Here is a 15,418-nt window from a genome sequence, read left to right on the forward strand (position 1 = left end):
AGGTGTTTATTTTGTGGAACGTACTAACTCGACAGAGAATTTGGCCAGACAGCTATTGTCTACCGTTACGGTTCTGGTACCTCTGATTTTGTTGTCAGAAATATCATTCAATAAAATATTCATTTCTACCTTCTTTTTGGCGGTAGAATCTGTTTTGAAATTAAGCTTTATTTCGTTATGATCGAATTTACCTGCGTACAATCTTACAAGATTATTATTGTTGATAATTTTGGTGACCAATTGAGTAGAATCATTATCAAATTCCCAGGTATCTATACGCTGATCTCCAACGACATAATCGCTGCAGTTGGATTCTGTACAAATTACTTTTCCTGTCCAGTCTCCGGAAATTTCTGTAGGCCACATCACGATTTTAACAGAATCTTTCTTTGAAAAAATACTGTCTCTCATTTTTAATAGTGCCTGATATTCAGATTCTTTTTGGGCAAAGAGTTTCTCTTTTTGAAGTAATTGCTGTTCTCTGGAAATGAGACTGCTCTCTTTTTCCTTATCATTACAGCTTACAAAAAAGAATGGAATTGCCAGAAGTATAAATAGTGTGTTTTTTAGCATACTGAGTATATTGGTCTAAACAATATAAGCAAAAAAACGCAAATGATGAAATTGAATTCCCGAAAATAGGAGGTTTTAGTTAATAAAAATTATACAACTTTCTGTTTTCTAAACATCTCAGGTTTATAATTAATAATAAAAACTCCCATGATAATTAAAACGGCAGCCATGATAAATTTAATAGTAATATTTTCATCCATAATGAGCCATCCTAGAAAAATAGCAATAATGGTATTGAAATAAGCTAATATTGAAACCTGAACGGGCGAGATCTTGGTTAAAGCATAATGGAAAGCAAAAAATGCAGCCACAGAACCGAAAACTGATAGGTATATCATTGCAGAAATACTTTTTAAAGTCCAATTTTCGAAATTATAATTGTTGGAAAAAATGAAAGCAAAGATGATCTGAACAATTCCGGCAAATAGAAATTGATAGAATAAATTCAATGAAATATTTCCACTTTGAATATTTAATTTTTTAGTGAAAATCGTTCCCGAAGCCCATCCCGAAATAGCGCAAAAAAGGAAAATAATTCCCATTCTGTAATCCGGATTGGCGAGGTCTTTTATTCCGTCCCAGAAAATGAATAATATTCCACTGAAACACATCAAAACACCCAGAAAAGCTCTATAACTAAATTTCTGTAAACCAATTGCCACACTTCCCAGAAAAACTAGGATAGGAGAGGACGCGCTTATAAGGGAAGCCAAACTACTTGATACGGTTTCTTCTGCAACGGTGGTCATTCCATTGGCAACAACCAACATTAATGAAGAGAAAATGATCTGATAACCTAAGTTTTTCCAACCGATCCATTTAAATTCTTTTCTTGAAAGTAGGAAGATCAACATAATCATTGATGCCAAAAACTGTCGAATTCCAGCTACAAACCAAGCCGGAATAGTTTCTACCGCAACACGGATCGCCAGAAAAGTTGTGCCCCAAACAAGAGCTACTGTAATGACGGCAAAAATAAGTTTGTAATCTTTCAAAATAGAGTAAAAGTGGTAAGCAAATATATCTTTTTTGAAATGAAACGAATGGGTACAGTTTGGTGAATTTGAATGGGAACAGAATGTTCAGAAGTTCGGTTTAAAAATATAAACAGAGCTCCTGAACACTTTGAAATTAAGAAATAGTAATTACTATTTTTCTGGTTGATTTTCCGTTTTCTAGTAGGTCATATGCTTCATTTATTTGTTCTAAAGAATAAAAAGTGTCATGAAGTTTTACTTTAATCTTTCCTGATTCGATGAGTTTAGATGCTTCTTTTAATATTTCTCCATGATGTTTTTTTCCTTCTCCCGATAGCAACGGATATAATGTAAACACTCCTGAATATGTTGCATTACGAAAAGACAACGGAGCAAGACTGTGAGTTCCCCAACCCAAAATACTTGCCACATGACCTGAATATTGTTTTACAGCTTTAAAAGAATCATCTAAAACACTTCCTCCCACGGTATCAAGTACTGCATCGAAACCAATACCATTTGTATATTTTTGAACGTATTGATCAACCGAAAGAGTAGTATAATCTATAGGTTCGGCTCCGTAGTTTTTCATTTGTTTTGCGTGATCTGGTTTTACGGTTGTGTATACTTTTGATCCTTTAGCAACGGCTATTTGTACAGCGATATGTCCGACACCACCATTTCCGCCGTGTATTAAAATGGTTTGATTTTGTTGGATATTTATTTTATCAACCAAAGCTTCCCAAGCTGTGATAAATACTAAAGGTAGCGCTGCAGCTTCCTGAAATGTAATATTCTTCGGCTTTAAACTCAAATGTTCCGCATCGGCTGTGACATATTCTGCTAAAGTTCCGGGATTGTTGCCTATCCCGCCAACCATGCCAAATACTTCATCTCCAACTTTAAAATTTTGGACGGTTTTACCAATTTTTTCCACAATTCCAGACATATCGATTCCCAATACCATCGGAAGACTGACTTGCGCATGGGCAGCCTGTCCGTTTTTTATTTTTACATCCAAAGGATTTAGTCCGCTTGCTTTTATTTTAATTAAAACTTCATTGTCTTTGGGTTGAGGTTTGTCTATTTCCTTTAATACTAATGGTTTTCCAAATTCTTCTAATACAATTGCTTTCATTTTGATATTGAATTAATTATGATACAAATTTCGGAAGTATTTATTTTTAAATGTTGTATTTTTACATTATAAAAGGGTATAATATTGTCATGAGAAAAGATTATTTACAACAGCCATTTGAGTTGGATTTAAAAGAACCAATGGATATTTGTCCTCGAGGCGAACATAGTGTAAGTTTTTTTGAACTGGTTTATATTGTTTCAGGAATTGGGGCACAGGATATTAATGGTAACAATTTTTCTTACAGAGAAGGCAATCTTTTTTTACTTAAACCTGAAGATTCTCACCGTTTTACTTTTGAGACGAGAACGCAATTGTTTTTCATACGATTCAACCGTATATTTTTCCAAAATAATACAATCGAGAATAAATTTTTTAAACGGATTGAACAGGTTTTTTCGAACATAAACGGTTTCCAAAGCTTTGTGGTAGATAATATGGAAGACGAAAAAGTGTTGGAATTTTTAATGAAAAACCTGTTTCTGGAAATGCAGAATAAAAAACTCTATTCAGATGAGGTTATTCAGTTGTTAGTTCAGTCGGTTTTGACTGTCGTTGCGAGAAATTTAATTCAAAAAACAGCTTTGATCATTGATGAAAAAACAGAAAACAGAACGGCAGATATTATTCAATACGTTCATGGAAATATTTATGAGCCTGAAAAACTGACAGGAGAAAATATCAGCAATCTATTCAGAATTTCAAAAACCTACGTTGGTCGTTATTTTAAAAATGAAACAGGAAAAACATTAAACGAATACGTTACCGATTATAAAATGAAATTAATCGAAAACCGATTGAAATACAGTGATATGAGAATCAATGAAATTGCCGACGAATTTGGTTTCACAGATAAAAGTCACTTAAATCGTTTCTTTAAGAAAAGGCAGGGAGTTTCGCCTTCCGCATTTAGGAATGAAAATCTTTAAAAGTGAATTGCCAATTTTGTTTCACAAGTGAATTGTAAATTTCAATAATAAACAATTAATAAGAGAGATAATGGGTTTCGGCGGCGGCTTTGCCGCCGCCGAAACTTCAATTATTAGCAAATTAGATTGGGATTTAATATTGTTAAAATTTCACTTGCGAAGCAAAATTCACTATTGACTATTCATCATTTCACCATTAACAATTCCCTATCTCATAATTTTAAAATTCTTTATCTTTGAAATCTAATAAAATTGAAGATGGTAGGAATTATTATGGGAAGTCAGAGTGACTTGCCGATCATGGAACAGGCTGCGAATTTTTTAAAATCTTTAGACATTCCATACGAGCTTACAGTGGTTTCGGCTCACAGAACACCGGAAAGAATGTTTGATTACGCAAAAACCGCTCAGGAAAGAGGTTTGAAAGTAATTGTTGCCGGAGCAGGAGGTGCTGCACATCTTCCGGGAATGGTGGCAAGCTGTACAACCTTGCCTGTAATTGGAGTTCCTATTTTGTCTAGCAATTCTATTGACGGTTGGGATTCTGTATTGTCTATCCTTCAAATGCCGGGCGGAATTCCTGTAGCAACCGTAGCGTTGAACGGCGCTCTAAATGCCGGAATTTTAGCTGCAAAAATTATTGGAACGGGTAATGCTGAGGTTGCTGAAAAACTTCAAAAATATCAGGAAGCTTTAAAAGATAAAGTATTGGGAACTGTTGATGATATTAAAACTCAACATCCGAATCAATATGATAAATAAAGTGAATGATGAATGGTCAATTCGCTTCGCTTGTCAATTTTTAAAGTTGGTAATTGACCATTTACAATTCACTAAAAAGCCTCACGTTTTGTGAGGCTTTTTCTATTTTTTAATAAATTTTAAAGAATGAATTTTATCTTTAGTAATGATCTGTAGAACATAATTTCCAGTTGTTAAAGCTTGTACGTTGATTTCATCTTTGGATAAAGAATCTTTCATAATAACTCTTCCGCTTAGATCTAAAATAATGTAACTTTTTACTCCCTGAATATTTTTTAAATAAATAAAATCCGTTGCAGGATTTGGGTAAATAGCCGGAGCATTAGAAGATGAAATATCAGAAACTCCCAATATTCTGCATTCTCCAATGTTATCACCTATAAAAACCCATCCTTTACTAATAAGGGTATTTCTCCAGGCAGAAACGTCGGTAGAATAGAGAAAAGGTGAAAGTGGTCCCAAGCCTATGTTATTTGGTGTGTCCGGATTTTCTGCCCAGCCTTTCAGTGTTTTGCTGTAGTTTGTACAGTCCAGTCCGCTTTGAGAGATCATCCATAAAGGTGATGTTAGGGATTTAAGATTCCATGTTTCGAGAGATTGGTTGAAGCTTGATGCATCTGAAAACAAAGATGACATCTTGGTTACTTTGCTGGTATCCCAAGAAGCCAAAGGTTGGTTGAAATTTGTGGCATTAGAAAAAGAAGTGTCCATATTGGTAACACTGCTTACGTTCCAAGTATCAAGAGGTTGGTTGAAAACTGAATCTGCATGAAAGATGTGCTCCATATTGACAACTTTTGAAGTATTCCAAGTAGCCAGAGACTGATTAAAAACAGGAATAAAATGAAACATGTACGATATATCTGTCGCATTAGAAACATCCCATTGGTCTAAAGGCTGATTAAAAGACTCACAAGATGCGAACATGAACGAGAAATTTGATACATTCGAGACATTCCAGCTATTGAGATTTTGGTTGAATGCTTTTCTGATATTAAACATAAAACTCATATTTTCTGCTGACGAAGTATCCCACGAGCCGATAGGAGGGTTGAAGAAATCAGGAGGTGTAATTGTACTACTGCTAATCGCATATCCAAACATGGATCTGAAGTTCTTAATAGTGGAAGTATTCCAACCTGCCATTGAAGCATTTCCATAGAATTTTTCTGCATTATGAAACATATAAGAAGCATCCTGAACGCCCGATAGATCAGGAATATCTGTTGCGGTCATCTGCATATTTTTACAATCAACAAATGCTGCATTCATGGAATCCCAATGAATATTTCCCCATTGTTCAATGTCAATCAGCTTTTCTGAGGTGCCGAATAAAGTCCATGACAATACAATTCCGGAAGGAATAGTCATATTAGGAATCCCAAATTTCATACGTTTGAAAGTTCCGCTTCCATTGCTTACTTTCACTCTGTAGGTTGCTGAGGTTTGGTTAGGATTTATAGGTGTTCCAAAATCAATCAAAACCTGTTGGGTAGAAGTGATATTAAGCATCGTTCCGGAATGTTGTGGATAGCCAACTTCTTCCCAAGTGATATTGTAATTTTCTCCTATTCCCGGAAACCAAATTTGATTATTCCCTGCCTGAAATGGAGCACTGACCGTAGGAGAATTCGTACTTGGTTTCCATATGGTGATAAACTCATTCTGTGCCTTTATGGTTTGAAATAAAAAGCTCAAAATAATGAGTAAGGATAGTTTTTTTAGCATATTAGTATTTAAGTTTGGTTATCGTTTTTTAGTTTATTTTTTAATGAATTTTAAAGAATGAACTTTGTCTTTAGTAATGATCTGTAGAACATAATTTCCAGTTGTTAAAGCTTGTACATTAATTTCATCCTTAGTTAAAGAATCTTTCATGATAATTCTTCCGCTTAGATCTAAAATGATATAACTTTTTACTCCCTGAATATTTTTTAAATAAATAAAATCCGTTGCCGGATTTGGGTAAATAGAAGGTTGATCTTTCAGCTTTGTTTCTAGTGAGCCCAAAATCCTACATTCTCCCATCAAATCACCACCGATAATCCAGCCTTTTGAGAGAAGAGTATTCCTTTCATTAGCAACGTCGCTTGAATAGGTAAAAGGAGCAAGAGGTCCTAGATTAATATTGTCTGCAGTGTTGGTATTATTTGCCCAGCCTTTAAGAATTTTACTGTAATTTGTGCAGTCTATTCCTGATTCTGTTAACATTAACATTGCAGCAGTCAGAGAAGGAAGATTCCATGTTTCTAATGATTGGTTAAAGCTTGTTGCAAGGTTGAGCATGGTATTTGCATCTGTAAGATCGCTTGTGTCCCAATTATCAAGAGGTTGATTAAACGCTGTACATCCATGTAACATATGAGCCATAGAAGTTACTTTGGAAGTATCCCAATTGTTAATCGGCTGATTAAAATTTGTAATAAAATGAAACATAGCTGTCATATCGGTCACTTTTGAGGTATTCCAATTATTTAAAGGTTGGTTGAATACCAGTGCAAAGGCAAACATCTCAGACATATTGGTTACATTTGAAGTGTTCCAGCTGTTGATAGAATGATTAAAAACCGAAGCTTGGAAAAACATGGCAGACATATCTGTTACATTACCCGTGTCCCAATTACCAAGAGGTTGATTAAAAGCTTGTGCTCCTGAAAAAAGTCCCTTCATATTATTTACTCCTGAAGTGTTCCAGTCATCTATTGATGCATTTCCTGTAAAATTCCTGGCAAGGCGGAACATATATGACATATCTTGAACATTAGAAAGGTCTGGTAAATCTGTGGCCGTAAGCTGTAGTTTAGAACAACTTGAAAATGCACTGTACATAGAGTCCCACTGTATATTACCCCATTGCTCAATCGCTGTTAATTTATCAGCACTTCCATGCGTAAACCATGTTATAATAATATTTCCAATTATTTGATTGGGTGAGTTAAACTGCATGTGTTGAAATTGCCCATTTCCATTGCTTACCTTTACTCGATAAGTGGCTTCAACCGGATTTGGATTTAAAGGGGCTCCAAAATCAATCAAAACCTGATTCACAGTAGTCACATTATTCATCGTTCCGTTATGTTGTGGATATCCTACTTCTTCCCAAACGATCTTATAATTGGTGCCAATTCCCGGAAACCATATTTGGTTATTATTTGTTTGGTATGGTGCGTTTACAGTTATCGGAATAGTTGTTATTGTTGGTTTCCAAATGGTGATGAACTCATTTTGTGCCTTAATTTGGCATAATAATATGATTAAAAAAAAGGTTAAAAGTTTTTTCATGGTATAGTTTATTTTTTAATGAACTTAAAAGTCTGTGTCTTATCTTTTAAAACAATCTGTAGAATATAATTTCCTTTTGAAAGGGCAGTAATATCGATACTTTCTGTATTTAAAATATTCTGCTGAACGATTCTTCCGCTTGTATCGAAGATCTTATAGGTATTGATTCCTTTTAAATTTTTAATAAAAATAAAATCTGTGGCAGGGTTGGGGTAAATACTGATGTCACTTTTAATTAACGTTTCAGAAGTTGAAAGTTCTGATCTGCATTCAGGATTGTAAGAATCACCTGTAAGTATCCAATTTTTATTATTTACCAATTGATTTCTAGCATTTGCTCCATACTGTGAAGAGTAATTCATTGGAGAAACATTTCCTATAGTAAGATTGGAAGGATTAAGAGAATTATTTGCCCAGCCTATTAATGTATTATCATAGTTTTCACAATTTAACCCTGAACCTGTAATCATACCTCCAGCTAGCATTACAGATTGAAGGTTCCAGCTGCCTAAACTATAGTTGAAGCTATGTGTATCACCAAGTATTGATCTCATATCCGTTACATTAGAGGTATCCCAGCCGGATAAATTCTGGTTAAAAGCATAACATTCGTGAAGCATGTGGATCATGGTTGTAACATTCGATGTATCCCAGTTTCCGATAGGCTGGTTAAAGTAATCAAGATAGTGAAGCATCCAGTTCATATTGGTAACATGGGAAGTATCCCAATTTCCTATGGGTTGATTAAACTGGGTTGCGCTGGCAAACATATGGCTCATATTTGTTATTGAAGAAGTATTCCATGTATTAAATGACGAATTGCCATATAAAGCTGTACAGCCATAAAACATACCAAATGTACTTATAACCTGTGAAAGTTTAGGAGCATCGAAAGCTTTAATATCTAAGTTTGTACATTCACTAAATGCCCAATCCATGGTATTCCAAACAATATTTCCCCACTGTGAAACTTCTATTATTTTCTGCTTGTCACCATTGTATCCCAAAAATAGAGGCCATAGCGTATTGGAAACATAGACATCATCGGGAAATTTAATAGCCTGGAAATTTCCGTTGCCATTCGTTATTTTTACACGATAGGTTGCATCATTTGGGTTTGGATTATGAGAAACTCCAAAATCAATCAGGAAATTTTTTGTTGAGGTAATATTATTGATGTTTCCTGTATGGGCAGGATATCCTATTTCTTCCCAACTTGCCTGGAAATTAGTTCCTTTCCCCGGAAACCAAATCTGATTAGATGTTGAAGGAGCAGAATTAACAATAGCGTTACCTGTATTACTGGGTTTCCAGATGGTAATAAACTCGTTCTGAGCTTTTATTGAATTAAAAATAAATAGAAATAAGATGAATGGTAAAAGTTTTTTAAACATATCAATATTTTGTGAAATAAAGATAATAAAAATAAAAAACTTAGCAAATTTTTAACTTATTTATAGTAATAATGCGAATATTATGCATTTTGAAAGGTTAAAAATGATGAATTTTATTAAATAAAAAACTCCCCAAATATTGGAGAGTTCTTGTATTATTCCTGAAGCATATTGTCTCGAGTATTTTTCTGAACCGCAATGGCTCCAAAAAGTGCCAGTAAAAATGCAAATCCATAAAAACCTTTCTCACTAGGAAGAATGGTGGCATTCCATAATCCGATGGCTAATAAAATGATGGAAGATAAAGTAGCAAACCAACAGATACCGTAATAAATATCCGTCACTTTGATGTTCTCTAATCTGTCACGAACCGCTTTCTGTAAAGAAACAACCGCAAATAAACCGTAGAGTAGGACAGTGAAATAATATCCTTTTTCGTTCAGTAGCATTTCTGCTCTTACAAGACCTACGATAAATCCTATCATTCCTGCTCCCAATGCAACCCAAGATGCTGCTATAAATGCATTTGATACATTTTGTTTTTTCATACTTACTGTTTTTGTTAAACGCCAAATATATCGATTTTTTATATAACCTGACATCGGAAAAATACGGTAATATTTAGCCCGGATAGTAGCGGTTACCCCACAGCAAGGTGTGGGAGGGTTTGGGGGTTTAGGTGTTGGAGAGTATGGGAGCGAGGAGTATGAGCGGATAGCCGGATTAAGCTTCTAAAAAGTGAATTGTGAATGGTTAATTTGCTTTGCTTGTGAATTTTTGAGTTAAAATGATATGGTGTTAAAACAAAAAACTCCCCAAAAATTGGAGAGTTTCTATTATTTTGAGATCCTTCGATAGCTCGACAAGCTCACTATAAACAAGGATGACATTTTTTAGTATCTGTAGTACTCAGGTTTGAATGGTCCTTTTACGTCAACACCGATGTATTCAGCTTGTTCAGTAGAAAGAACTTCCAATTCAACGCTTAATTTCTTAAGGTGAAGAGCAGCTACTTTTTCATCTAAATGCTTAGGTAACATGTAAACTTCGTTTCCGTAAGCAGCAGAGTTTGTCCATAATTCGATCTGAGCCAATGTTTGGTTAGAGAATGAGTTAGACATTACGAAACTTGGGTGTCCTGTTGCACAACCTAAGTTTACCAATCTTCCTTCTGCAAGGATGATAACTTCTTTACCTTCAATTGTATAGATGTCTACTTGTGGCTTAACTTCAGATTTTGTAGAACCGTAGTTTTCGTTCAACCAAGCCATATCGATTTCATTATCGAAGTGACCGATGTTACAAACAACAGCTTTATCTTTCATTTTAAGGAAGTGTTCTCCTCTTACGATGTTGAAGTTACCAGTAGTTGTGATGATGATATCTGCGTTATCAACAACAGTATCTAATCTTTTAACTTCGAAACCGTCCATTGCAGCTTGAAGCGCACAAATTGGATCAATTTCAGTTACAGTAACGATAGAACCAGCTCCTCTGAAAGATGCAGCAGTACCTTTACCTACGTCTCCGTATCCGCAAACTACCACTCTTTTTCCAGCCAACATAAGGTCTGTAGCTCTTCTTACAGCATCTACTGCAGATTCTTTACATCCGTATTTGTTGTCGAATTTAGATTTAGTAACTGAATCATTTACGTTGATTGCAGGCATTACTAAAGTTCCGTTCTTCATTCTTTCGTACAATCTGTGAACTCCAGTTGTAGTTTCTTCAGAAAGTCCTTTGATATCTTTTGTGAATTCTGGGTATTTATCAAAAACCATGTTTGTTAAATCTCCACCATCATCAAGAATCATGTTCAATGGTTTTCTGTCTTCACCGAAGAATAAAGTTTGCTCGATACACCAGTCAAATTCTTCTTCGTTTAGACCTTTCCAAGCGTAAACAGGGATTCCTGCAGCAGCAATAGCAGCAGCAGCGTGATCTTGAGTAGAGAAAATATTACAAGAAGACCAAGTAACGTCAGCACCTAAAGCTACTAAAGTCTCGATAAGCACAGCTGTTTGAATTGTCATGTGAAGACATCCAGCGATTCTTGCTCCTTTAAGCGGTTGAGACGGTCCGTACTCTTCACGGATAGACATCAAACCTGGCATTTCTGCTTCTGCAAGGGTAATTTCTTTTCTTCCCCATTCTGCTAGGGAAATGTCCTTAACTTTATAAGGAACGTATTGTGTTGTTGTACTCATATGTTATGAATAATTTTTAATTCGAATTATAATAAGATGCAAAATTACAATTAATAATTAAGATACAAAAACACCCGATTCCGTTTAATGAGATGAAATTTTATTTAAATTAAGTTTATTTAGTCTAAATAACCTATTTTTGCAGGGATAAATTTTTATACTATGAATCATACAAATACACAGGACGAAGCTCAGAGACAAGCAAAACCTCTTACTCCAAAAGTAAAAGAACTGATCGCTAATACGAAAAGTATAATTTTAGCTACTGTTGATGCTGAAGGAACGCCTAATTCTAGCTATGCACCTTTTGTACAGGAAGAGAATGTATTCTATATTTTGGTTTCTTTCATGGCAAAACATACAAAAAATCTTGCAGACGGAAGAAAAACTTCAGTAATGTTCATCGAAGACGAATCTGCTACAAAACAGATCTATGCTCGTGAGCGTTTAACAATTGAGGCAACGACTTCTCAAATTGAAAGAGATTCTGATACCTGGAATTCTGTTGTAGGTAAATTAAAAGAAACTCACGGAAAAGTAGTTGATGTTATCGCTGAGATGAAAGATTTTATCCTTATTGGTTTGCATCCGGTTAAAGGTTCTTATGTGAACGGATTCGGAAGTGCTTATTTTGTAGATGAAAATTTAGAAATTATGGAGCATAGAAATGAAGTGAATCATCAATCAAAATAGTTTTAAGAGGGAAGCTGGAGGATGGAAGTGGGAAGTTTTACTACTAACTGCTTTATTTTTTAGCTTTAAAATAATATTAAAATCACTTATGTCTTAGGATTTAAGTGATTTTTTTTTTGTTTTAATTTTTAATTTCAATCTAAATTTTCGCGATCAGTATGTCATGCTGGAAGCATCTCAACGTTGTACATTTAAGTATTCCTTAAATGTTTTCACATAACGAACCGCACGTTTAACGGTTAGTAGTAAAAACTTCCATCTTCAAACTCCTAGCTTCCAGCCCAATTTTTTTCACTAATTTTACTCAATAAATTTATCAATGCCTCTGTATCGCGATTTTTCTGATGACAATGCTACGATTCTCGTATGGAAATACGATGAAACCGAAGATTTGGACATTCATAAACTTCTGGAGCCCGAAAATGCCGAAAAAGTAAAAGATTATCATCCGAAAAAATTGTTGGAAGTATTGATGGTTCGTAAACTTTTGAAAGGTTTAAAACCAAAGTCCAAGATATTATATAAGGAAAGAGAACCTTTTCTTTCGCCTAAAGATGCAGAAATTTCCATCACGCATTCTTTTCCTTTTGCTGCGATTGCGATTTCTAAAAATAAAATTGGAATTGATATTGAAAAATTCAATCCTAAAATTTTAAGGGTAATCGACAAATTTACCTACGAAAATGAAAGAGGTTTTATTCCTTTTGATAATGAAACAACCTTTTACACCATTATCTGGAGTGTGAAAGAAAGTATGTACAAAATCCATCATTCAAAATATTGGTCTTTGAAGAAGAATTATGAAGTAAAAGATTTTGAATTAAAACACCTTCACGATATAAGCTGCAGAGTTTATGATGATCAGTTTTCTGATGAGTTTAAGGCTCGAGTGAAATTCTTCGACGATTACTGTTTTACGATTGTTGAGGAATAGCCTTAACAGTTTCTGTAGTCTCGGATTCGCTTTTGTATTTTTCGATCACTTTTCTCTGTTCTTTGGCAACATCAAAGATCAATTCCAACACATCATGAATATTTTTCAACTCCGTTAAATGAGAAATTTTATCGGGGTCTCTTCTGTCTACAATATCGTTTTCTTCAATTTCGGTTCTTCTTTTCAGCATCAAATCATCAATGGAAGAATCTTCGGGTTCGATGCGACTTTCCATTTTCAGGGTTTCGTTGATCTCATCACCATTCAATAAAGCGGAAACTTTCTGCATTTCGGCTTCTATTTTTCGACTCCAACTTTCAGCATCAATTTCAGGATATTCTTCATTGTTTTTTGAATATTGAGAAAGGGAAGCGGTGTAAGCCGTAATAAGATGCGAAGTCGCCACAAACTGATGAACAACTTCCAGTTTTTTCTGCTGATTTTTCGGTTCAGAAATCATTCTTTGAAAGTTGTCGGAAAGGTTCGCTAATGAAATAATAGCGTTTTTACGCTTTACTTTATAATCTTCAATATCAAAATCTCCTTCCAAAAATTTAGAAATAACGCTTTGAAAATAGATAAGATTGCTTGCCGCAGATTTTTTCATTAAATCTAAATTTTGCGTATGCTCCCAAACCGGTAAAACGATGTAAGAAACCACAAAAGCAATGATTCCTGCCACGATTGTATCTACAATTCTATCCTTAAAAATAACGTCAACTTTCCCCGGACTTAAAAAATTAAAACTCAGGAAAACATAAATTGTCATAAATGAAACTGCCCAGAAATACCTTCCTTTCAGAAAACTGAAACACATGATCATACTTAAAAGCAGGATGCTAAATAAAACTGCATTAATGTGTACGAAATGCAAAATACCATACGCAACGGAAGCTCCTGCAATGGTTCCGTACAGACGAAGTAAATTTCGCTGTTTTGTAATGGAGTAGGCAGGTTTTAAAATAGCAACTATTGTAATTAAAATCCAATAGGCATGGCCAATTGCAAAGAATTGGAACATTGAAAAAAGGTATCCTAATAATAAAGCGATTGTAATCCTCAACGCATGTCGGAAATGTGAGGAAGAGAAAGAAATGTTGTTTCTTAAAACTTTAAAATTAAGTTTCTCTTCATTAGGCATGAATTTTTTTAAGTCCAATCCGGTTGAAAGACTTTTTGCAAGCTTTACATCTTGTGAAAATACTTTATAAATCTCGTTGATCTCTTTTGTAATCTCATTAATACGCATTAATATTTGGCGTAAAATCATGAAATTTTCCAGAGTATCGGGAGATAATTGTTTGTTTCTAAGTTCGAAATAATGGGCATTTAGATTTTTATGGGCTAAATCCAGATTGGTCATCGGTTTTGCACGGGTTCCGATTTGAAGGGAAATTCCAATATTGGTAATTTCGTCTGCCAATAAATTAAGATAATCGTGGATATGAACTAATATTGTGCTGTCTTCAAAACTTTGTTGGAGCTTTTGATAATCACTTTCAGAAGTCATTAATTTTTCGTGCAAGTCCATTGAATTAAGGAACATCAACATCAGCAATCGGCTTGTTGTTGTAGATTCATTAACGATGGTTCTTGTTTTAAAAACGGTTTCACGAGTTTCTTCCTGAAGGTTTTTAATTCCGATCTGTTTGGCGATAACCTGAGTTGTCAGTTTATCAAAATCCGGATTTTTTTGATAATAATTGGCTTTAATTTTTAAAAATTCAGCTAACTGAAGGTAGTTTTCACCAATCATCTGACTGGCTAATTTATAAGGCTGAATTGTTGTAACAATAAGGAATATCAATAAAAACCAAGCACAACCAGAGGCAAAAATCAATAAACTCTTAAAAATATTAGCTCCGGTAAGATGACCGTCAATAAAGATCGCCATCACAACTAATGATAATGATCCAACTGCGGCTAATCTTTGTCCGTAGACTCCGATCAAGGAGAAAAACATTCCAAAAACAATAAGCTCGAGAAAGACCAGAATTTTAACATGCATCACCAAACTTGCAATAAGCGCAACGAGAACGAAGCAGAAAATAGCGAATGTTAACGCATTTCTTCTTCTAATAAATGGTCCGGGCTGATCACAAAGTGCTACAAAGCTGGTTCCAAGAGGGAAGAGGAAGTATTCTTTCAGAATTCCGAAGTGGGCGAGAACTAAACATGGCAGAACAGTAGCCAGTGTAATCCTGATAGCAGAATATACATATTGGCTGGTTACGAATTTTTTGAGTTCCGCGGAATAGTTCATTGTGCAAAAATAAGGGTTAAATGTGAATTGCCAATTTTACTTCGTAAGTGAATTGTGAATTTTTTTTAATATCATATTTAAATTTAGCAGGAAAAAATGAATTGACAATTGAAAAACTCCTTTTTTCATTGATAAAAAGACTTGATTTGTTTTAAATGTTTTTCTATGATATAACTTTCCATTCAGTTTGTCATCCTGAAAGGATCTAAATATAGTATTAAAAATGAGTTTAAGAGCGAAGTGACGAAACAATCTCTTTCTTTAAA

At 34.5% G+C, this 15,418-nt stretch carries 13 protein-coding genes; 4 read left to right on the top strand and 9 right to left on the bottom strand.

Annotation, left to right across the window (positions count from 1 at the left end):
* Positions 1-6 precede the first annotated feature (6 nt).
* The 3 genes from SB689_RS12900 to SB689_RS12910 form a co-directional block, all read right to left on the bottom strand.
* Positions 7-573, bottom strand: a complete 567-nt coding sequence (locus SB689_RS12900) for a hypothetical protein (RefSeq protein ID WP_066756469.1) — start codon at positions 571-573, stop codon at positions 7-9.
* 89 nt (positions 574-662) lie between these two features.
* Positions 663-1,568 carry a DMT family transporter gene (locus tag SB689_RS12905; RefSeq protein WP_410692538.1) on the bottom strand — a complete coding sequence of 302 codons (906 nt, stop codon included), beginning with the start codon at positions 1,566-1,568 and terminating at the stop codon, positions 663-665.
* A 136-nt stretch (positions 1,569-1,704) separates the two neighbouring features.
* Positions 1,705-2,688 carry a zinc-dependent alcohol dehydrogenase family protein gene (locus tag SB689_RS12910; protein WP_410692539.1) on the bottom strand — a complete coding sequence of 328 codons (984 nt, stop codon included), beginning with the start codon at positions 2,686-2,688 and terminating at the stop codon, positions 1,705-1,707.
* A gap of 89 nt (positions 2,689-2,777) precedes the next feature.
* On the opposite strand from SB689_RS12910, the gene SB689_RS12915 reads away from it, so the two are divergent.
* Positions 2,778-3,617, top strand: coding sequence for an AraC family transcriptional regulator (locus SB689_RS12915; protein WP_410692540.1), 840 nt, complete (start codon positions 2,778-2,780; stop codon positions 3,615-3,617).
* A 258-nt stretch (positions 3,618-3,875) separates the two neighbouring features.
* Positions 3,876-4,379, top strand: a complete 504-nt coding sequence (gene purE / locus SB689_RS12920) for a 5-(carboxyamino)imidazole ribonucleotide mutase (RefSeq protein ID WP_410692541.1) — start codon at positions 3,876-3,878, stop codon at positions 4,377-4,379.
* A gap of 102 nt (positions 4,380-4,481) precedes the next feature.
* Here purE and SB689_RS12925 read toward each other — a convergent pair whose 3' ends face one another.
* The 5 genes from SB689_RS12925 to ahcY all read right to left on the bottom strand — a co-directional run bounded on the left by SB689_RS12925 (position 4,482) and on the right by ahcY (position 11,262).
* Positions 4,482-6,107, bottom strand: coding sequence for a BspA family leucine-rich repeat surface protein (locus SB689_RS12925; protein ID WP_410692542.1), 1,626 nt, complete (start codon positions 6,105-6,107; stop codon positions 4,482-4,484).
* Positions 6,108-6,140: 33 nt separating this feature from the next.
* Positions 6,141-7,661, bottom strand: coding sequence for a BspA family leucine-rich repeat surface protein (locus tag SB689_RS12930; protein ID WP_410692543.1), 1,521 nt, complete (start codon positions 7,659-7,661; stop codon positions 6,141-6,143).
* An 8-nt stretch (positions 7,662-7,669) separates the two neighbouring features.
* A complete protein-coding gene (locus SB689_RS12935; protein WP_410692544.1) occupies positions 7,670-9,055 on the bottom strand; it encodes a BspA family leucine-rich repeat surface protein in 1,386 nt (461 codons plus the stop codon).
* Positions 9,056-9,210: 155 nt separating this feature from the next.
* Positions 9,211-9,603, bottom strand: a complete 393-nt coding sequence (gene yiaA, locus SB689_RS12940) for an inner membrane protein YiaA (RefSeq protein ID WP_123979710.1) — start codon at positions 9,601-9,603, stop codon at positions 9,211-9,213.
* 345 nt (positions 9,604-9,948) lie between these two features.
* Entirely contained in the window at positions 9,949-11,262 is a 1,314-nt protein-coding gene (ahcY, locus tag SB689_RS12945; RefSeq protein ID WP_115949029.1) for an adenosylhomocysteinase, read from the bottom strand.
* Positions 11,263-11,424: 162 nt separating this feature from the next.
* Between ahcY and SB689_RS12950 the strand changes: the two genes are divergently transcribed.
* Together SB689_RS12950 and SB689_RS12955 are read left to right on the top strand one after the other, a co-directional pair.
* Positions 11,425-11,955 (top strand): HugZ family protein, encoded by a 531-nt coding sequence (locus tag SB689_RS12950; protein WP_410692545.1) that lies wholly within the window; start codon positions 11,425-11,427, stop codon positions 11,953-11,955.
* 319 nt (positions 11,956-12,274) lie between these two features.
* Complete coding sequence (locus SB689_RS12955; RefSeq protein WP_410692546.1) at positions 12,275-12,889, top strand: 4'-phosphopantetheinyl transferase superfamily protein; 615 nt, start codon at positions 12,275-12,277, stop codon at positions 12,887-12,889.
* Here SB689_RS12955 and SB689_RS12960 read toward each other — a convergent pair.
* Complete coding sequence (locus SB689_RS12960) at positions 12,870-15,152, bottom strand: FUSC family membrane protein (RefSeq protein ID WP_410692547.1); 2,283 nt, start codon at positions 15,150-15,152, stop codon at positions 12,870-12,872. The genes SB689_RS12955 and SB689_RS12960 overlap by 20 nt on opposite strands.
* Between the last annotated feature and the right edge of the window lie 266 nt (positions 15,153-15,418).

Source organism: Chryseobacterium sp. SIMBA_038, from assembly GCF_046535115.1.
Taxonomy (GTDB): Bacteria; Bacteroidota; Bacteroidia; order Flavobacteriales; family Weeksellaceae; genus Chryseobacterium.

Bases quoted from the DNA above. Each gene is read 5' to 3' on its own strand.
- purE (WP_410692541.1), top strand. From the start codon at position 3,876: ATGGTAGGAATTATTATGGGAAGTCAGAGTGACTTGCCGATCATGGAA.
- SB689_RS12950 (WP_410692545.1), top strand. From the start codon at position 11,425: ATGAATCATACAAATACACAGGACGAAGCTCAGAGACAAGCAAAACCT.
- SB689_RS12955 (WP_410692546.1), top strand. From the start codon at position 12,275: ATGCCTCTGTATCGCGATTTTTCTGATGACAATGCTACGATTCTCGTA.
- SB689_RS12925 (WP_410692542.1), bottom strand. From the start codon at position 6,107: ATGCTAAAAAAACTATCCTTACTCATTATTTTGAGCTTTTTATTTCAA.
- ahcY (WP_115949029.1), bottom strand. From the start codon at position 11,262: ATGAGTACAACAACACAATACGTTCCTTATAAAGTTAAGGACATTTCC.
- SB689_RS12900 (WP_066756469.1), bottom strand. From the start codon at position 573: ATGCTAAAAAACACACTATTTATACTTCTGGCAATTCCATTCTTTTTT.
- SB689_RS12910 (WP_410692539.1), bottom strand. From the start codon at position 2,688: ATGAAAGCAATTGTATTAGAAGAATTTGGAAAACCATTAGTATTAAAG.
- SB689_RS12960 (WP_410692547.1), bottom strand. From the start codon at position 15,152: ATGAACTATTCCGCGGAACTCAAAAAATTCGTAACCAGCCAATATGTA.
- SB689_RS12915 (WP_410692540.1), top strand. From the start codon at position 2,778: ATGAGAAAAGATTATTTACAACAGCCATTTGAGTTGGATTTAAAAGAA.
- yiaA (WP_123979710.1), bottom strand. From the start codon at position 9,603: ATGAAAAAACAAAATGTATCAAATGCATTTATAGCAGCATCTTGGGTT.
- SB689_RS12930 (WP_410692543.1), bottom strand. From the start codon at position 7,661: ATGAAAAAACTTTTAACCTTTTTTTTAATCATATTATTATGCCAAATT.
- SB689_RS12935 (WP_410692544.1), bottom strand. From the start codon at position 9,055: ATGTTTAAAAAACTTTTACCATTCATCTTATTTCTATTTATTTTTAAT.